Consider the following 17,627-nt stretch of genomic DNA (forward strand, 5'->3'; position numbering starts at 1 on the left):
TTAGCGGCGGCGGATCAGGAAGATGAATTCGCCGCCGACTTCCGTCGACGACAGCAGTTCGTTGCCGGTCTTGCTGCAGAAATCCACGAAGTCCTTGGGCGAACCCTTGTCCGTCGCGACTATCCTCAGCACCTGTCCTGCGCTCATCGCCGACAGCGATTTCTTGGCGCGCAGGATGGGCAGCGGACAGGCCAGCTGCCGCACATCCAGTTCGACATCGAATGCGGTACCGCTCACGCGACGATCTCTCCGCCCGCCTGCGCCCAGGCCATGATGCCGCCCTGCAGGTTGTAGACGTCCGACAACCCCTGCGCCGCGGCGAATGCGGCTGCCTGCGCGGAACGTCCACCCATCTGGCAATAGAACACCGTGGTCTTGCCGGCATCGAGATCCTGCAGGCGCATCGGCAACAGATGCAGCGGCAAGCAGATCGCGCCGCCGATGCGGCCGCGCGCGATTTCGGCATCGGTGCGCACATCCACCAGTTGCACCTTGCCGCTGGACAGCAGTTTGGGTAATTCGTTTGCGGTAATAATCTTGAAATCAGCCACTTCTACTTTCTCCACTTCAAAAAATCATTGTTCGTCGCCATGGTCGCTCAACAGCCGCGCGATGCGCGTGTTTGCCATGGACAACCGTTTCACCAGTATCTCCAGGAACGCCTCGCTGAACCGGTAACGGCAGTTCGCCGTGGCGCGCTCCAGCATCTCCGGATCGACCTCGATCAGCGAGACCTCCGTCTTGGTGATCACGTCGGTGGTGCGCCGCGCCTCCTTGCCCGAGAGATGCGCCATCTCGCCGAAGCAATCACCCTTGTGCAGCAGGCTCAACAGCCTGCCCTGCTTGACCACGCGCACCGAACCGCTGGCGATAATGTAGAAGCGATGCCCCTCCTCTCCTTCGCGGATGATCGCTTCATCCTTTTCCACCTTGTGCCATTCGCTGATGCGCAGCACTTCCCACAGTTCGACGTCGCTGAAATCCTTGAAGAAATTCAGCGCGCGCAAGGTGTCGAACTTTTCGGTGTCGAAGATCTCTTCCTGCTGCGGCACGTTGTGGGTGATGAACGCCACCAGGTCGCGCGCGAATTCGTCCCAGGTCTGGTAGCGGTGTTCCGTCTCCTTGCACATCGCGCGCAGCACGATGGCATCCAGTTCGGGCGGGATCTCCGGGCGATAGGTGCTGGGCGGCGGCGGATCGATGTTCATGATCTGGTAGATCATGCTATAGCTGTTGGCCGCCTCGAACGGCAGCTTGCCGGTGAGCAGCCGGTACATGGTCACGCCCAGCGAATAGATATCGGTCTGGTGCGTCAGCGGCTGTTCCTTGATCTGTTCCGGCGACATGTACGCCGGCGAACCCACCCCGCTCACCTGGGTACTCTGCTGGTTATCGACGACTGCCGAGCCGAAGTCGGAGATCTTGATGTCGTTCTCGCCGCTGATCAGGATGTTGGCCGGCTTGATATCGCGGTGCGTAACCCCCTGATGCTGCGCGTATTCGAGCGCCTTGCAACACTTGTAGATGATCTCGGCGATATGCCCGAGATCCATCAGGTGGTCGACCTCGCCGTATTTCTCCAGCGTCTGGCCCTCGACGTATTCCATCACCATGTAGTTCACTTCGCCATCCATGACGGCGTCGTAGATCTTCACGATGTGCGGGTGCGACAGCTTGCCGGCGAGCGAAGCCTCGGTGAGCAGCAGTTTGCGATAGGCCTTGGCGCGCATCGAGTCGTGCAGCACGTTCAGGTTGAACACCTTGAGCGCAACCTGCTGCTGGCTGAAGGGGTCGAGCGCGAGGTACACGGTGCTGGTCGCGCCGTGTCCCAATTCCTTGACGATCTCGTATTTGCCGACCTTGTCCATCGCCATATAATCCCTCAGAGGCGCGCATTCTGAGTGTTAGACACTGCCCTGTCCAGAGGCCCTGCGCCGGCGGCGACTGGCGGCCCGGAAACACGGCAAAACTCGGTGCTATCATAACGGCCATGAAAAAATTCCTTCTTTACGCGTTCTTCACACTGCCCCTGTTCGCATACGCCGACGGCCTGCCCGATCTGGGCGATGCCTCGCAGGAACTGATCTCGCCGCAGATGGAACAGCAGATCGGCGAGCAGAGCATGTTCCAGATCCGCTCCAGCAGTACCTACATGGACGACCCGGAGTTGTCCGACTATCTCAACAACCTGGGCGCGCGTCTCGTCGCCAACAGCCCGGAGCCGGGACAGCCGTTCGTGTTCTTTGCCATCAACGACAACGCCATCAACGCCTTCGCCCTGCCCGGCGGTTTCGTCGGGGTGAACACCGGCCTGATCCAGCTGGCACAGACTGAATCCGAGCTCGCCTCGGTGCTGGGCCACGAAATCTCGCACGTCACGCAGCACCACTATGCGCGCCTGGTCGCCGGCCAGCGCTACGACTCTCTCGCGTCGCTGGCGACCCTGGCCGTGGCCATCCTCGCCGCACGCAACAGTCCGGACGCCGCCATGGCGGGTGTCATCGGCTCGCAAGCGGGGGCCATGCAGCACCAGCTCAACTTCACGCGCCAGCACGAGCAGGAAGCCGACCGCATCGGTCTCGGCATCCTGGAGAAGTCCGGTTTCGACACCCGCGCCATGCCGGCTTTCTTCGAACGCATGCAGAAAGCCACCCAGCTGGTGGAGGGGAACACCCCTTCCTATCTGCGCACGCACCCGGTCACCGCCGAGCGTATCGCCGATGTGGACGGCCGCGTGCAGCAGACGCCCTACCACATGGTGCCGGACAGCCTGGATTTCCAGCTGATGCGTTCGCGCATCACCGCCATGCAGATGATCCCGCAGGAGGCCGTTGTCTACTTCGACGATGCGCTGGGCGCGAAACGCTTCGGCAATCCCGTCGCCCACCGTTACGGACTGGTGCTGGCCTTGCTGCGCAACAACCAGCCGCAACGCGCGGAGCAGGAGTTCGCCACGCTGCAAAAGCAGGCGCCGAACAATGCGACCATCGAAACGCTGGGCGGCAGGATCATGCAGCTGGAAAAACCCGACAAGGACGTCATTGCCTACTACCGTGCAGCGCTGAAGAATTTCCCCCAACACCACGCGCTGATCTACGACTATGCCGAAGTGCTGCTGCAGGACCAGCGCTACACGGATGCGCTCAAGCTGCTGGACGAGCAGGTCAACCGCGACGGCAACGACCCCAAACTCTACGACCTGGAAGCACGCGCCTATGCAGCGCTGGGCCGGCGCCAGGAAGAACACCACATGCTGGCCTACTTCCATATCCTGCACGGCGATCTGGGTGGCACCATCGAACAGCTCGAACTGGCCAAGCAGGCGGGCAACGACTACTACCAGCTCTCCACCATCGAGACCGAGCTCAAGCAGTACCGCGAGATCGCCGAAGCCTACGACGAGAAGAAAAAGAAGAAGAAAAGATAGGCCGCACCCTGCCGCCAGCCGGGGAGATACCCATCCCCTGCAGCCGTGATCAGGCTGGCGCGGAAGCGCGCTGGCTGTAACGCGCGAACAGGAAGCAGGCCGCCACCACGCCGATGATGGCAAAACCGATGGTCAGTTCCCTGCCTTCCTGCCATGCGGATGCCTCGGGAAAGAACTTGCGCGACAATCCCAGCGCCGCCACCAGCAGGCTCAGCAACGCCACCGCGACGCCCATGATGCGCGAGGCGGCGCGCGCCGTGGCATCGGCGCGCTGCAACAGGTGCGAGATCCATAACCCGTTGGCCGCATCGGTCGCCATCATGCCCGCCATGAAACAGGAGGCCAGCAGCAAGGCATGGGAAATGCCGCCGTATTGCGTCGCCGTGGTGGAAAACAGGGCCGCCTGAGATAGCGTATCGAAGGACAATGCAAACAGCGCACCGACCAGCGCGATCAATAGCGGATGGCTGGCACGCCTGAAGCTGCCCAGCCAGCGCCCCTTGATGCCGATCATCTGCACCATCTCATGCGACGGGGTGGAAAACACGGCATGCAGATTGAGCATGCCCAGCAACAGCAGGAAGAACGCCGACACCCAGGCGCCCACATCGTCCATCCAGGCCGGCACCGCACCTTGCTGGAACAGGATGCTGGTGGCAACGGCCACCACGCACACAACCAGGCCATGGCCGACCGAGAACAGGAAACCGCACATGCGCGCCAGTCTGCGCCGCCCGGCAGCCGCGTTGAAGCGGGTCAGGCCGTCGATGGTGGCCAGATGGTCGGCATCCATGCCGTGCTTCATGCCCAGCACGAAGGCCAGTGCCACCAGGGGATAAATGCCGCCATGCATCGCATCCATAACGCCTCCATCGGGAAGGTTCAAACTGCCTTGGTAACGGGAATTATGCCAGCAATCGCAGCCGTCAACAGATCCGCGGCAATTGCTCTCCGGCCAGCCAATCCACCACGCGGCGACCGCCCAGCCGGGTGGTCATCTGCACAAAACCGTGCGCATCCGCCAGCACCTCGCCGATGACGGCGGCATCCCGGCCGAACGGATGGGCACGCATCGCCGCCAGCAAGCGATCCGCATCTGCCGGCGCGCAGATCGCCACCAGCTTGCCTTCATTCGCCACGTACAGCGGATCGAGGCCGAGCAACTCGCATGCCGCCTCGACCGGCTGATTCACCTTGATCGCGGACTCGTGCAGCATCATGCCTACGCCGGATTGCCTGGCGATCTCGTTCAGCGTCGTGGCCAGCCCGCCGCGCGTCGGGTCGCGCAGCACGCGCAGCCTGACACCGCTATCCAGCATCGCGGCAATCAGGCCGTGCAGCGCGGCGGTGTCGGAAACGATGGGGGCGGAGAAGGTCAGCCCCTCGCGCTGCGACAGGATCGCCATGCCGTGGTCGCCGATGGAGCCCGACAACAGGATCTTGTCGCCCGGCCGTGCCTGGTCGCCGGAAAGATGGATACCATCCGGCACCACGCCCACGCCGGTGGTGGTGATGAACACGCCGTCGCCCTTGCCTTGCTCCACCACCTTGGTGTCGCCGGTGACGATGGGCACGCCCGCTGCGCGCGCCGCCTGCGCCATCGATTCGACGATGCGATTCAAATCGGCCAGCGGAAAACCTTCTTCGAGGATGAACGACGCCGACAGGTACAGCGGTTTCGCCCCCATCACCGCTACATCGTTGATGGTGCCATGCACCGACAGGCAACCGATATCGCCGCCGGCAAAGAACAGCGGCGACACCACATGGCTGTCGGTCGCCATCACCAGCCGCCCTTGCGCCTGCGGCAGCAATGCGCCGTCGTTGCCCTGCGCCAGGTATTCGTTGTCGAACGCCGCCGCGAACAGCTCGGCGATCAGTTGTGCCATGGCGCGGCCGCCGGAGCCGTGCGACATGTCGACGCGACCGTGCTTGAGGTCGAGCGCGCGGGTGTAGTTGGGTTTCACCGTATTCATCAGGCAGTCTCTCTGAACCGTCCGTAACTGTAATGCGCCGCGCACGCGCCTTCCGAGGAGACCATGCACGAGCCCACCGGATTCTCCGGCGTGCACACCGTGCCGAATATCTTGCACTCCTGCGGGCGCTTCTGGCCGCGCAGGATGGCAGCGCATTCGCAGGCCTTGTTGTCCGGCACGGCCACGTAATCGACCTTGAATTTCTGCTCCGCATCGAAAGCGGCGAATTGGGGACGCAGTTTCAAGGCGCTGTGCGGCACGCTGCCGAGGCCGCGCCATTCGAACGCGTCGCGCAGCTCGAACACCTCCGCCACCAGTTCCTGCGCCTTGAGGTTGCCCTCGCGCGTCACCGCGCGGGTGAACTCGTTCTCGACGGCGGCGCGGCCGTCGTTCACCTGGCGCACCAGCATCAGGATGGCCTGCATCACATCCAGCGGCTCGAAACCGGCGATGACCACCGGCTTGTGGTAATCGTCGGCGAAAGGTTCATAGGGTTTGCTGCCGATGACGGTGGAGACATGTGCCGGGCCGACGAAGCCATCCAATGCGACGCCGCCTTCCACCGCGAGGATCGCGTGCATGGCGGCCGGCGTCAGCACGTGGTCGCACAGGATGCTGAAATTCTTCAGTCCTTCGGCGGCGGCCTGCCTGATCGCCACCGCAGTCGGCGGCGTGGTGGTCTCGAAACCGATGGCGAGGAACACCACTTCGCGCTGCGGATTGTCGCGCGCGATCTTCAGTGCATCCTGCGTCGAGTAGATCATGCGCACGTCGGCGCCGCCGGCCTTGGCGCGCATCAGCGACAGGTTGGCGGAAGCGGGTACGCGCACGGTATCGGCATAGGTGCACAGGATCACGTCCTGCTCGCGTGCCAGGCGGATCGCCTGGTCGATGCGGCCGATGGGCAGCACACATACCGGGCAGCCGGGGCCGTGGATCATGCGCACGTTCGGCGGCAAAAGATCGGCAAGGCCGTAGCGCGAAATGGCATGGGTATGCCCGCCGCAGAACTCCATCAGGCGGTAGGCACGTCCCGCATGCGCCTCGCCTGCGATGTTGGCGGCAATGTTCTTCGCCAGATCGCCGTCGCGGAATTCATCTACGTATTTCATACAGGCACCCTCACGAAATCCTCCTGCCGGCATGACGGGAGCGCCATCATGCTGCACCTCCGGTCAGCTCCTCGCGCAACTCATCCAGCTGCCCCATCTCGGCGAACAGTTGCAGCGTGCGCTCTGCCTCCTCCTGGTCCAGTTTCTGCAAGGCGTAGCCGACATGCACGATCACATATTCGCCGACTGCGGCATCGTCCACCAGCGCCAGCGAGATTTCCTTGCGCACTCCCCCCAGGTTGACGATCGCGTTGCCCGGGGTCGTCAGTTCTTCGATGCGGGCAGGTATGGCGAGGCACATGGTCAGGCTCCTTGATTGATGCGTTGCAGGGCGATGCTGGCCTGCCCGAAAGAGATGGCGCCATCGTTGGGCGGCAATTGCTGCGCGGTCAGCACGTGCAAGCCCTGCGCCGACAAGCTGTCGCTCAACGCCTGCGTCAATATGCCGTTCAGGAAACAGCCGCCGCCGAGCGCAACGCGGTCGATGCCGGAACGCCCCGCGGCGCGCAGCACCCAGGTGCACAAGCCTTCGGCCAGCGTGGCATGGAACAGCGCAGCGCCGTAGGCTGCATCCTTGCAGTCGGCGAGCGCGATCAGCAATGGGCGGAAATCCAGGTCGCTCTGGGCGGTGTGGATGTATCCCAGCGCCAGCGGCGCCACTTTGCCATGGCGTTCCGCCAGGCTCTCCAGCAGCATCGCCGCCTGTCCTTCATACCCTTGCACCTCGCTCACGCCCAGCAACCCGGCTGCCGCATCGAAGTAACGCCCCATGCTGCTTGAGGTGACGCAGTTCAACCGGCGTTGCAGCATGCCGACGACCATTTCTGCACCGCCCTGGCCGGGGAAACGGCGCACGATCTCGCCGGCACGCTGCATGTCGAACAAGACCGCCGCCGCCATCCGCCAGGGCTCGCGTGCTGCCCGGTCGCCGCCGGGCAGGGTCAACGGCGCGAGATGTCCGAAACGCTGGAAGTGCGTACCGTCCACATGCAACAGCTCGCCGCCCCATGCACTGCCGTCGCTGCCCAGGCCCACCCCGTCCAGCGCCAGCCCGAGCACCGGCCCGGTGATGCGATGTTCGGCGCAAACGGCGGCGATATGCGCGTGATGGTGCTGCACCGCCATCATCGGCAGCTTGTGTTGCGCGGCATACGCCTGCGCGAACTGCGTGCTGTAGAAATCCGGATGCAGGTCGTGCGCCACCGCCTCGGGCCGCACGCCGAGAATATCGCCGAGGTAGGCAACGGTCTCCTCCAGCATCAATCGCGCGCCGGCATGGTCGAGATCGCCGATGTGCTGCGATACGAACGCTTCGTTGCCGCGCGTGAGACACACGGTGTTCTTCAGCCATGCCCCGCAGGCCAGCACCGGCGGTCCCTCGAACGGCAGCACGATGCGGCGGGGGGTATAGCCGCGGGCGCGACGGACGAAGGCGGGCGCAATGCCCTGCCACTTCATCACGCTGTCGTCGCAGCGATGCAGAATGTCGCGGTCGTGCGTCAGGAAGGCGTCGGCCAGGCCGGACAGCGACAGGCGCGCTTCGCTGTCGTCCTTCACCAGCGGCTCGCCGCCGGGATTGGCGCTGGTCATCACCAGCGCCAGCGGCGCACCCTGTTGCAGCCAGTCCCGCCCGGCGGGCCGGCCGAGCAGTTCGTGGAACAACAGGTAATGCAATGGCGCATACGGCAACATCAGGCCGATGCGTGACAGGCCGGGGGCGATGCCTGGCAGTTCGCGTTCGCCACCCGCCGACTGGCGCAGCAGCACGATGGGACGCTCGCCAGTCTGCAACAGCGCGGCATCCTGCTCGCGGAACTGCGCGTAAGGCCGGGCAGACGCCGCATTCAGCACCATCACCGCGAACGGTTTCTCCTCGCGCTGTTTGCCGCCGCGCAAGCGTGCCACGGCGGCGACATTGCGTGCGTCGCACACCAGGTGGAAACCGCCGATGCCCTTGACGGCAACGACCTCGCCGGCGCCGATGCGCGCGGCGGCAATCGCCACGGGATCGTTGCCCGCAAGCAGATTCCAGTGCGCATCGAACATGCTCAAACGCGGGCCGCACTCCGGGCAGGCATTGGGTTGTGCGTGGAAACGGCGCGAGGTCGGCGTATCGTATTCCTGCTGACAGGCCGGGCACTGCCTGAACTTCGCCATGCTGGTGTTGGCGCGGTCGTAGGGCAGGCGCGCAGTCAATGTATAGCGCGGACCACACTGGATGCAATTGATGAAAGCATGACGATAACGCCGGTCGGCAGGATCGAACAGCTCCGCCAGACAATCGGCACAGATCGCGATGTCGGGCGCAATGCCGGTCAATACCTTGCCATTCCGGCTCTCTGCGATGGTGAATCCCTGCAGTCCCGTGGTCGCCTGCGCCAGGTCGTGGGTGACCTTTTCCACGCGCGCCAGCACCGGCGGCTCGCTTTGCAGGCGTTCGATCAGGCGCATCACCTGCGGCCGGTCGCCCTCGACCGCGATCTCCACCCCTTCGCTGTCGTTGCGCACCCAGCCGGCCAGGCCGAGCTCATGCGCCAGCCTGTAGACGAACGGCCGGAAGCCCACGCCCTGCACCTGCCCGGAGACCCTGATTTGCGCGTGGATCATGGCGTCCCTGTTTACCAGTCAAACCGCCTGCCTGGCGGCAACCGCTTTGCGGCAACCTGCCTTGATCCATTTCAGCCACTCGTCCATCCCCTCGCCGCTGGTAGCCGAGGTGCGGATCACCTGGATGCCGGGATTGACGCGGCGCGCATTGGCGACGGCCAGTTCGGCATCGAAAGCCAGGTAAGGCAGCAGGTCGCACTTGTTCAGCAGCATCAGGTCGGCGGCGCGGAACATGTCGGGATACTTGAGCGGCTTGTCCTCGCCCTCGGTCACCGACAGGATGGCCACCTTGTGCGCCTCGCCCAGGTCGAAACCGGCCGGGCACACCAGATTGCCGACGTTCTCGATCAGCAGCAGGCTGTCGTCGTGCAGGCCAAGTTGCTGCATGGCACGGCCCACCATGTACGCATCCAGGTGGCAGCCCTTGCCGGTGTTGATCTGCAACGCAGGTGCGCCGGTGGCGCGGATGCGCGCCGCATCGTTGTCGGTCTGCTGGTCGCCTTCGATCACAGCGAGTTTCAGTTCGCCGTGCAAGGCTTCGATAGTCCTGACCAGCAGCGTGGTCTTGCCTGAACCCGGGCTGGACACAAGATTCAGCGCGAAGATGCCGTGCTCCGCCAGATAGCTGCGATTTTCCTCGGCATAGCTGTCGTTCTTGGCCAGGATGTCGCGCTCGATCTTCACCATGCGCGCCTGGCTCATGCCCGGTGCATGGGCACCTGCCGGACCGTTGCCGAAATCGATGGCGCCGTGGCGATGGCCCTGCTCGTGCTCGTGAGCATGCTCGTACGAACGATGTGCATCTTTGTCATGCACGCGATATTGCAATTGCGCGGAGGGTTTGCGCACCTGCTTCAATGCATGTCCCCCGATGAGCGTTTGACCCGAACCGCAGCCGCATACCTTACACATGCTCTCCTCCTATTCCACGTCGAGTTCCTTGACCCGCATCTCGTTGCCGCCGGTCACCTGCAACTGATGGCTGCCGCAGTTCGGGCAGGTGTCGTACAGCGCCTGCACTTGGACGGTTTCCGCACACTGCAGGCACCAGGCCTGCCCCGGGGTCTCGATGATCTCCAGCTTCGCATCCTGGGCGACGCTGTCGCGCACCACTGCATCGAAACAGAAGCGCATCGCCTCGACCTCCACGCCCGCCAGCTGTCCGATCTCCAGCCATACCGTCCTGACGCGGCTGAAGTTTTGCGCGTGCGCTGCATCCTCGATGATCTGCAGCACCCCTTCCGCCAGCGACATCTCATGCATCCAGCACCTCGATTTCGTATGCCACGCAGGGATCGAGCGACAAGGCGGCGATCTGCACCGCCTGCTGCAATCGTCCCCTGTCGCGCGCGGCCAGTCCGCGCATGTCCTGGGCAAAAGCACCGTCCGGATGGAAGTTCCATTCCGTCGGCGCGACGATGGCGTAGCCTGCCACCTTCTCCGCCGCCAGCCGCACATGGTGCATCAGCAGCCCGCGCGCGGTGCGCACCACGGCGACTCCTTCGCCCGGCGCCGGGCTGGCCGCATCGAGCCGCGGCGCGGCCTGGCCGCCTGCCATCTCGACCACATCGATGACCCTGGCGAGCAACCTCGCCAGCACCCTCGATCCGCTGCCTCGCCACACCTCTTGCAACATCGGGTCGGCGGCATGGTAGCTCCATGCACCGGCTTCCGCCGCCGCGCCCTGCCAGTCGGGCCGCGCCGAAAAATCCGCATCCCATCTTCCGGCGCAGGCCTGCTGCGCCTCTGCCGCCGTCCACAACGGCAGCAGCCTGGTCTCGTCCGTACCGTGGCCGTCGCATTCGTCCAGCGCCGACAGCAATTGTGCCACCGGACTATCCGCTTTTCGCCACCACGTGCGCAACTCGGGATAGCCGACCATGCCGCGCCATTCTGCCATCGGCATGCCGAGCCCATCGCGCTCGAATTCGCGCCGGAACACCTCCATGCCGATCTCGCCTGCCGCGACCTGGCGCAGCAACGCATACCACGCGGCGAACCGCTGTTCCTGCGGCGCCATCCCCAGCAGCTTCGGCCAGTCGAGCAGCATGCGCCACAGATGTTCCTGCATGGCCTCGCACAGGATCGCCTGTTCCGCCTGCGCGGCCTCCGGCCACGGCTGCTGCCGCGCCGCCTGCAGCGCGGCATGGGACGCCGCCCCTTGTGCCTTGCCGCACACGCTGAACAGCAAGGGCACGATATGCAGCACCTGCGCCGGAGTCTTGCCCGGCAACAGCTGCGCGGCCATCGGGCGCGAGGAACGGATAGCCGTCGCGCGCACCGTCGCACCGTCCCAGATCACCCCAAGAACCAACTTGCCGATATCCGCCAAACCCGCATCCCCACAAAATCGCCGTACAGAAAATCCGCCTGGATATGATCGTACACCACCCGGCAAATATCGCACTCCATCCCGCCGCAAGGATGGCACATGAACGCATCAACTGCGGATTTCGCAACGTAATTGCCGCGCCCCCACTCGATCAATTTAAAAAATTCATATTTTTATTCATTAAGTTACAAGACATCCCCATTTTTACATCCGCGCGAAGCAAGGCATAGCAAACGAGGCACAGGGGGATGCGTCCGGGCGCCCTCTCGAATGTGAGAATGGCGTCAAAACGGCGGAAATGACGAATTGACCGGTTAATATCCTGTTGTTCCGCTCAATAAATCGGATTACTTGCCGTTAGAGTACCCAGCGAGCGGATGACTGGAAGCATCGGAGCCCATCGGGGGACCTACTCCAGCAGATCACATGTCTTACCCAACAGGCTGCGCGAAGTTTAAAGACAGCCTGGAAAATAACGAACGATAGACCACAGGGATGAGAAAAATGCCAAATTTCATCAAATCGAGTATCGCCGTCAAAGTCCAGCTCACCGTACAGCTCCTGCTGCTGGTGGTAAGCATCATAACTGCCGTCTCGTTCTACCGCATTGAAAGCGAGGCCAACATGCGCGGAGCGGAAAACAAGATACGGGCGCTGGCGGACGGCGTGATCAACGGCGCAAACATGCTGATGCTGAACGGCATCATCAGCGACGTCGAGCAGCGCAAACTGTTCATCACCAAGATGGGTTCCGGTGAAGACATCAAATCCCTGCGCCTCATCCGCAACAAGCTGGTGCAGGAACAGTTCGGCAAAGGGCTGCCGGAAGAGCAGCCCGAGGGCGAGGCGGAACACAAGGCGCTGGACGACGGCAAGGAAGTGTACGAGCAGCGCGGCGACGTGCTGCACGGCATCGTGCCCTACACCGAAAGCAAGAACTTCAGGGGCACCAACTGCCTGATGTGCCACAACGTGCCCGAGGGCTACCATAACGGCGCTTCCGTGGTGGATCTGGATATCTCGGCCAACAATGCCGAACTGCGCATGCTGGTGTGGATATCGATCGCCGTCATCGTGACCGTGCAGATCGTGCTGTTCTTCCTGTTCAGATTCATCCTGCACAAATTCGTGTCCGACCCGGCCGGCCGCATGCGCTCCGCGATCATGGAGATCAGCAGCACCGGCGACTTCACCCGCCGTGTCCAGGTGGACAGCGAAGACGAGATCGGCCAGACCGCGCAATCGTTCAACGAATTGATGGGCAACCTGCAATCCGCCTTCCGTCAGGTGCATGACGGCATCGAGAAGGTCGCCGAATCCTCGCATTCGCTGTCGACTTCCTCACAGCAGGTGGCCAGCAGTTCGACCAACCAGAGCGAAGCCGCTGCAGCCATGGCGGCCACCATCGAACAGATCACCGTGAGCATCGCGCAAGTTTCGGAAGGCGCACGCGAAGCGCTGAGGATATCGCGCAGCTCGGGCGAACTGTCGGACAAGGGCGGCGAGATCATCCACCGCACCGCGGAGGAAATGAAGAAGATCGCCGAAACCGTGCGCCAGACCTCGGTCTCGATCGGCAACCTCGGCGAGCAATCGACCAAGATTTCCTCCATCGTGAAAGTGATCAAGGAAATCGCCGACCAGACCAACCTGCTGGCGCTGAATGCCGCCATCGAGGCGGCGCGCGCCGGCGAACAGGGACGCGGCTTTGCGGTGGTGGCAGACGAGGTGCGCAAGCTGGCGGAACGCACTACCCAGTCCACGCAAGAGGTGACGCAGATGATCGACACCATCCAGAGCGCCTCCCAGGCGGCGGTGAGCGGCATGGATTCGACCGTGCTCCAGGTGGACAGCGGCGTGGCGCTCGCCCAGCAGGCCGGCGATGCCATCAACCAGATCAAGATCGAATCCAGCCAGGTACTGCAGACCGTCAGCGGCATCTCCGCCTCGCTGGAAGAACAGAGCAAGGCCAGCAACGACATCGCGGCCCATATCGAGAAGGTCGCCCAGATGACCGAGCAGAACAGCAAGGCCGCAGACCAGACCGCCGAGTCCGCCAACCGCCTGGCGGAACTGTCCGACAACATGCAGACCACGGTGAACCGCTTCAGGATCTGACCCGCCGCCTCAGCTCAGCAGAAAATGAAAAGCCTCGCATCGCTGCGAGGCTTTTTCTTGCGCGGCCCAAACCGGCGCGCTATTGCGGCGGCGCGAGGTCACGGTCGTACCGGGAGAGCGGCATATTGCTTCCGGGCTGCCCAGCCCCTGCGGTAGTGCGCTGGATAGCGGCCGCGAAGCCGGGCGCGATTTCGGGAGCTGCGATGCGGTGGATACTGATGCGAGTTCCTTTGCTCGACAGCTAACGCAACATGCCTGACCTGCCGCAGAATATTCTAGAATGAGCGCCCGCTCCCGGCCTGTCGCCGAATTACCAGGGTCACCCCATGATTGAAGAACGTTTAATCAACATCGAAACAAAGATTGCCTTCCAGGAAGACCAGGTCGAGGAACTGAACAAGACCGTCTATCAGCAGCAGCAAAAACTGGAACGGCTTGAAGCGATCTGCGAAGCGCTTGCCAGGCAAGTACGGTCGCTGTCTGAAGCAAGGAATGAAGGCATGCCGGCGAATGAAAGGCCGCCGCATTACTAGCCTGCCGTCCTGCCGAGGAATTTATCCGTTTGCGATAGCCTAAAGGCCTTGATACAGATAACGCTGAAACCCGGTAAACAGGTTGCGTATCTCCGCAATATCGCCGCCCAGGTCTGCGACTGCATCGGGAATCGAATCGTGGTATTTGAGCCGCAGCAGCTTGGTCAGCTTCTCCTGCTCCAGCTCTTCCACACCCTCGTGCACATAGTGCGATAGCACGAAACCAAGAAAAGCCTGCTGCTTGTCGCTGAAATGATCGTGTATTTCCTGATGCGCGGATGCAGCCCGCTCCTTGCGCGTGATCGGCTGCATGGCGAATGCCACATGCGCCAGCACGTCGAACAGATCGCTGTTCTCTGCATCGATAATCTTTTGCATCTCGGCTAGCTGCTCCTTGCCGAAGCCTTTTTCTGCCAAACCCTCCAGCAGCTTCTTGCGTGTGTCCGGCAAACTCCACAGCGTACGCAGCTCGTCTTCATCCTTGAAGAACTCCGGTAGCTGACCGAACAGCAGCGTCAGGAATTCTGCCGCCGAAATCGGCTTGCCATCCGGTCCCCAGAAAGTTGTCACCGAAATATGCTGAATGGTGCGCTCCTTGCCATCGCGCAGTTTCACGCGCACCTTGGGTTTGCTCTCATATTCTGGGCGCGGCTGCCTGGCTTCCGGCGGCGTCCTGGGTTCGATAGGCGGAAAGGCCTTATCGCCGCCGTTATCCACCTCCGCCTCGCCATCCCACTCCGGGTCGTTGAACAGCTTGTGCGCTTTCACGAAGTCGTAAATGGTGAAGTAGTCCTTGCCGTCGTACAGTCGCGTACCGCGCCCGATGATCTGCTTGAACTCGATCATCGAATTGATAGGCCGCATCAACACGATGTTGCGCACGTTGCGCGCATCCACTCCCGTAGAAAGTTTCTGCGAAGTAGTAAGGATGGTCGGGATGCTCTTTTCATTATCCTGAAAATCGCGCAGGTACTGCTCGCCCAGCGCACCGTCGTTCGCCGTCACCCGCACGCAATACAGCGAATCGGTGCTGACCGTCTTCAACTGGTTGATCAGGTCGCGCACCAGCAGTGCATGGGCCTGATTGGCACAGAACACCAGCGTCTTTTCGCGCTGGTTGATGGAATCCATAAAAAGCTTAACGCGATACTTCTCACGTTCCACGATCTCGATGCTGCGATTGAAATCCTTTTCCTCATACAGCTTGCCCGCCTCGATTTCGCCCTCGACCAGCCTGTCGTCCGAGGTGTAGCGATATTCGTCCAGCGTGGTGGCGTACTGCTTCACGCGGAACGGCGTGAGGAAGCCGTCGTTGATGCCTTCCTTCAGCGAGTACACATACACCGGCTCGCCGAAGTAGGCGTAGGTGTCGGCATTGTCTTTGCGCCTGGGCGTGGCGGTCAGGCCGAGCTGCACCGCAGGCGCGAAGTATTCGAGGATGCCGCGCCAGGTGCTTTCGTCGTTCGCCCCGCCCCGGTGGCACTCGTCGATGATGATGAAGTCGAAAAAGTCCGGCGGGTATTCGCCGAAGTACGGTGTTGGCTCCCCTCGCCCTTCGGGAGAGGGGCCGGGGGTGAGGGCCTGCCCGCTCATAAAAGTCTGAAAAATCGTAAAAAACACACTCCCATTCTTCGGCACGCGCCCCTTCTTACGAATGTCATCCGGCGCGATGCGCACCAGCGCATCTTCCGGAAAAGCCGAGAAAGAGTTGTACGCCTGATCCGCCAGAATGTTGCGGTCGGCGAGGAACAGAATGCGCGGCTGGCGCGCCGCATCGCGCTTCAGGTTCCAGCGCGACTTGAACAACTTCCACGCCAACTGGAACGCAATGAAAGTCTTGCCCGTCCCCGTCGCCAGCGTCAGCAGAATACGCTGCCGGTTATCGGCAATCGCCTCCAGCACAGCGTTGATCGCGCTGTCCTGATAGTAGCGCGAACCCCACATGCCGCCCTTGTCCTCGAACGGCACGGCAGCAAAACGCTCGCGCCAATCGTTCGCCACGGCGAAGGTACGATTCCACAATTCTTCGGGAGAGGGATAAGCATCCACATCGCCCTCCACCCCGCTCTGCATATCCACGCCGTAGATGCGCAGCCCGTTCGTGGCATAGGTGAAGCGCGCCCCGATCTTGCCCGCGTACTGCTTGGCCTGCGCCAAGCCCTCGGTGTAGGGCAGGTCGCGGCGCTTCGCCTCCACCACCGCCAGCTTGTGGTTGCGATACACCAGCACATAGTCCGCAATCTCCGGCTTGCTGCGTTGCCCTGCCCCCTGCAAGCGCCCCTCGGTGATGCGGTATTCGCGCATCACCCGGCTGCCCTCCACCTCGCCCCAGCCTGCGGCTTTCAGCGCGGGGTCTATATGTTCGGCGCGGGTTTCGGCTTCATTCATCGTTCAGGCTGATCTGTGTCAACAGGTTGAACAAAGGGCGGTTGATATAGAAATTTGTGCGCCCGATTTTTTTCTTTTCCACAAAACCGTTTTGCGCCAATGTATCCAGATGCTTTGCCGCCGTAATCCGCGACACGCCCAAATCCTTTTCGACGAATTCGATCTTGGTGTAAGGATAACGGAACAAGTTGTTCAGCAACTCCTGGCTGTAAATCCTGGGTAACTCGCCACGCAGCCGGTGTTTGGTAGCTTGCATCAGCTCACGCAAATTCTTGATCAGCCTGATCTCGCTCTTGGCGGTAATCGCCACCCCCTTCACGACATATACGCACCAGTCCACCCAATCCCCGCTTTCGCGAGTTGTTTGCAGCAAGCGGTAATATTGGTCCTTGGTCGCGGTGATATAGCGGCTTAGATACAGTACGGGCAAATCCATCAAGCCATCGCGCTGCAACATCAGCAGATTCAGAATGCGCCCGGTACGGCCATTTCCATCGTAAAACGGATGGATGCTCTCGAACTGGTGATGCGCAATCGCCATGCGCAACAGAGGATCGAGGTCGTCGTCCGCATGGATGAAATCCACCAAATCCGTCATCAGCTTTTCGATCAGCACGGCATCTTGCGGCGGTTCATAGACCGTAGCCCCCGTCGTCTGGTTACGCAGTACCGTCCCCGGCACTTTTCTGAACCCGGCGTTGTTCTGCTCAACTTCTTCCTGCACCCGCAAGATCGTACTCATGCGGATCAGGCCGGATTTCACCACATCGGTAAACCCCACCTTCAGCGCCGCAATGTAATGCTGCACTTCCTTGGCCGCAGGCGAAGCCGAACCGCCCTGATCGTAGGCATATAGCTCGTCATGAGTGGTAACAATGTTCTCGATTTCCGAGCTGTCCTTCGCCTCCTGAATCGCCAGCGTATCCAGCAAAATGGCGCGATTGGGCAGCGACTCGCACAAGCCCTTCAGCTCGGCCAAATGCCGATGCGCCTCGGCAAGCGCTTGCCAGACCGCCTTGACCTCAAGGCTGGCAGGGTCGGGAATGTTCAGTTCTTTCATCTTTCCCCCTGAACGAACGTGATAAGAAATCGCAAATATCTTAACACGTCACCCATGACGTGTATAAATTTCAC

At 62.0% G+C, this 17,627-nt stretch carries 16 protein-coding genes; 3 read left to right on the plus strand and 13 right to left on the minus strand.

Going from position 1 to position 17,627, the window contains the following annotated elements; genetic code table 11:
• The 3 genes from L6418_RS10520 to L6418_RS10530 are packed head-to-tail and all read right to left on the minus strand — an operon-like array spanning nucleotide 1 to nucleotide 1,874.
• Nucleotides 1-237 (minus strand): sulfurtransferase TusA family protein, encoded by a 237-nt coding sequence (locus tag L6418_RS10520; protein WP_237246875.1) that lies wholly within the window; start codon nucleotides 235-237, stop codon nucleotides 1-3.
• Nucleotides 234-551, minus strand: a complete 318-nt coding sequence (locus L6418_RS10525; protein WP_237246876.1) for a rhodanese-like domain-containing protein — start codon at nucleotides 549-551, stop codon at nucleotides 234-236. Before L6418_RS10525 ends, L6418_RS10520 begins: the two co-directional genes overlap by 4 nt.
• A 24-nt stretch (nucleotides 552-575) precedes the next feature.
• On the minus strand, nucleotides 576-1,874 hold the full coding sequence (locus tag L6418_RS10530) for a serine/threonine-protein kinase (protein WP_237246877.1): 1,299 nt from the start codon (nucleotides 1,872-1,874) through the stop codon (nucleotides 576-578).
• A gap of 116 nt (nucleotides 1,875-1,990) precedes the next feature.
• Between L6418_RS10530 and L6418_RS10535 the strand changes: the two genes are divergently transcribed.
• On the plus strand, nucleotides 1,991-3,427 hold the full coding sequence (locus tag L6418_RS10535) for a M48 family metalloprotease (protein ID WP_237246878.1): 1,437 nt from the start codon (nucleotides 1,991-1,993) through the stop codon (nucleotides 3,425-3,427).
• A gap of 49 nt (nucleotides 3,428-3,476) precedes the next feature.
• Here the strand turns inward: L6418_RS10535 and L6418_RS10540 are convergent, their stop codons facing one another.
• The 8 genes from L6418_RS10540 to L6418_RS10575 all read right to left on the minus strand — a co-directional run bounded on the left by L6418_RS10540 (nucleotide 3,477) and on the right by L6418_RS10575 (nucleotide 11,454).
• Nucleotides 3,477-4,289 (minus strand): nickel transporter, encoded by an 813-nt coding sequence (locus tag L6418_RS10540; RefSeq protein WP_237246879.1) that lies wholly within the window; start codon nucleotides 4,287-4,289, stop codon nucleotides 3,477-3,479.
• A 64-nt stretch (nucleotides 4,290-4,353) separates the two neighbouring features.
• The gene (gene hypE, locus L6418_RS10545; protein ID WP_269807810.1) at nucleotides 4,354-5,403 is read right to left on the minus strand and encodes a hydrogenase expression/formation protein HypE; all 1,050 of its coding nucleotides are present in this window, start codon (nucleotides 5,401-5,403) and stop codon (nucleotides 4,354-4,356) included.
• Nucleotides 5,403-6,515, minus strand: a complete 1,113-nt coding sequence (gene hypD, locus L6418_RS10550) for a hydrogenase formation protein HypD (RefSeq protein WP_237246880.1) — start codon at nucleotides 6,513-6,515, stop codon at nucleotides 5,403-5,405. Before hypD ends, hypE begins: the two co-directional genes overlap by 1 nt.
• Nucleotides 6,516-6,561: 46 nt before the next feature.
• Nucleotides 6,562-6,816, minus strand: a complete 255-nt coding sequence (locus L6418_RS10555; protein ID WP_237246881.1) for a HypC/HybG/HupF family hydrogenase formation chaperone — start codon at nucleotides 6,814-6,816, stop codon at nucleotides 6,562-6,564.
• 2 nt (nucleotides 6,817-6,818) lie between these two features.
• Entirely contained in the window at nucleotides 6,819-9,122 is a 2,304-nt protein-coding gene (gene hypF, locus L6418_RS10560; RefSeq protein ID WP_237246882.1) for a carbamoyltransferase HypF, read from the minus strand.
• Between the two features lie 18 nt (nucleotides 9,123-9,140).
• The gene (hypB, locus tag L6418_RS10565) at nucleotides 9,141-10,034 is read right to left on the minus strand and encodes a hydrogenase nickel incorporation protein HypB (protein ID WP_237246883.1); all 894 of its coding nucleotides are present in this window, start codon (nucleotides 10,032-10,034) and stop codon (nucleotides 9,141-9,143) included.
• 9 nt (nucleotides 10,035-10,043) lie between these two features.
• Nucleotides 10,044-10,385: a hydrogenase maturation nickel metallochaperone HypA gene (hypA, locus tag L6418_RS10570; RefSeq protein WP_237246884.1), complete on the minus strand. Its 342-nt coding sequence runs from the start codon at nucleotides 10,383-10,385 to the stop codon at nucleotides 10,044-10,046.
• Entirely contained in the window at nucleotides 10,378-11,454 is a 1,077-nt protein-coding gene (locus L6418_RS10575; protein WP_237246885.1) for a nickel-dependent hydrogenase large subunit, read from the minus strand. Before L6418_RS10575 ends, hypA begins: the two co-directional genes overlap by 8 nt.
• Before the next feature lie 504 nt (nucleotides 11,455-11,958).
• Here L6418_RS10575 and L6418_RS10580 point away from each other — a divergent pair.
• Complete coding sequence (locus L6418_RS10580) at nucleotides 11,959-13,572, plus strand: methyl-accepting chemotaxis protein (RefSeq protein ID WP_237246886.1); 1,614 nt, start codon at nucleotides 11,959-11,961, stop codon at nucleotides 13,570-13,572.
• A 326-nt stretch (nucleotides 13,573-13,898) separates the two neighbouring features.
• Nucleotides 13,899-14,105, plus strand: a complete 207-nt coding sequence (locus tag L6418_RS10585; RefSeq protein ID WP_237246887.1) for a SlyX family protein — start codon at nucleotides 13,899-13,901, stop codon at nucleotides 14,103-14,105.
• 39 nt (nucleotides 14,106-14,144) lie between these two features.
• Here L6418_RS10585 and hsdR read toward each other — a convergent pair whose 3' ends face one another.
• The gene (hsdR, locus tag L6418_RS10590) at nucleotides 14,145-16,493 is read right to left on the minus strand and encodes an EcoAI/FtnUII family type I restriction enzme subunit R (RefSeq protein WP_237246888.1); all 2,349 of its coding nucleotides are present in this window, start codon (nucleotides 16,491-16,493) and stop codon (nucleotides 14,145-14,147) included.
• Entirely contained in the window at nucleotides 16,486-17,553 is a 1,068-nt protein-coding gene (locus tag L6418_RS10595; protein WP_237246889.1) for a Fic family protein, read from the minus strand. Before L6418_RS10595 ends, hsdR begins: the two co-directional genes overlap by 8 nt.
• Between the last annotated feature and the right edge of the window lie 74 nt (nucleotides 17,554-17,627).

The organism is Sideroxyarcus emersonii (assembly GCF_021654335.1).
Classification (GTDB): domain Bacteria; phylum Pseudomonadota; class Gammaproteobacteria; order Burkholderiales; family Gallionellaceae; genus Sideroxyarcus; species Sideroxyarcus emersonii.

Excerpts from the sequence above, each read along its gene's own strand:
- L6418_RS10530 (WP_237246877.1), bottom strand. The coding sequence starts at position 1,874 with ATGGCGATGGACAAGGTCGGCAAATACGAGATCGTCAAGGAATTGGGA.
- hypB (WP_237246883.1), bottom strand. The coding sequence starts at position 10,034 with ATGTGTAAGGTATGCGGCTGCGGTTCGGGTCAAACGCTCATCGGGGGA.
- L6418_RS10540 (WP_237246879.1), bottom strand. The coding sequence starts at position 4,289 with ATGGATGCGATGCATGGCGGCATTTATCCCCTGGTGGCACTGGCCTTC.
- L6418_RS10555 (WP_237246881.1), bottom strand. The coding sequence starts at position 6,816 with ATGTGCCTCGCCATACCTGCCCGCATCGAAGAACTGACGACCCCGGGC.
- hypE (WP_269807810.1), bottom strand. The coding sequence starts at position 5,403 with ATGAATACGGTGAAACCCAACTACACCCGCGCGCTCGACCTCAAGCAC.
- L6418_RS10595 (WP_237246889.1), bottom strand. The coding sequence starts at position 17,553 with ATGAAAGAACTGAACATTCCCGACCCTGCCAGCCTTGAGGTCAAGGCG.
- hsdR (WP_237246888.1), bottom strand. The coding sequence starts at position 16,493 with ATGAATGAAGCCGAAACCCGCGCCGAACATATAGACCCCGCGCTGAAA.
- L6418_RS10585 (WP_237246887.1), top strand. The coding sequence starts at position 13,899 with ATGATTGAAGAACGTTTAATCAACATCGAAACAAAGATTGCCTTCCAG.
- L6418_RS10580 (WP_237246886.1), top strand. The coding sequence starts at position 11,959 with ATGCCAAATTTCATCAAATCGAGTATCGCCGTCAAAGTCCAGCTCACC.
- L6418_RS10535 (WP_237246878.1), top strand. The coding sequence starts at position 1,991 with ATGAAAAAATTCCTTCTTTACGCGTTCTTCACACTGCCCCTGTTCGCA.
- hypF (WP_237246882.1), bottom strand. The coding sequence starts at position 9,122 with ATGATCCACGCGCAAATCAGGGTCTCCGGGCAGGTGCAGGGCGTGGGC.
- hypD (WP_237246880.1), bottom strand. The coding sequence starts at position 6,515 with ATGAAATACGTAGATGAATTCCGCGACGGCGATCTGGCGAAGAACATT.
- hypA (WP_237246884.1), bottom strand. The coding sequence starts at position 10,385 with ATGCATGAGATGTCGCTGGCGGAAGGGGTGCTGCAGATCATCGAGGAT.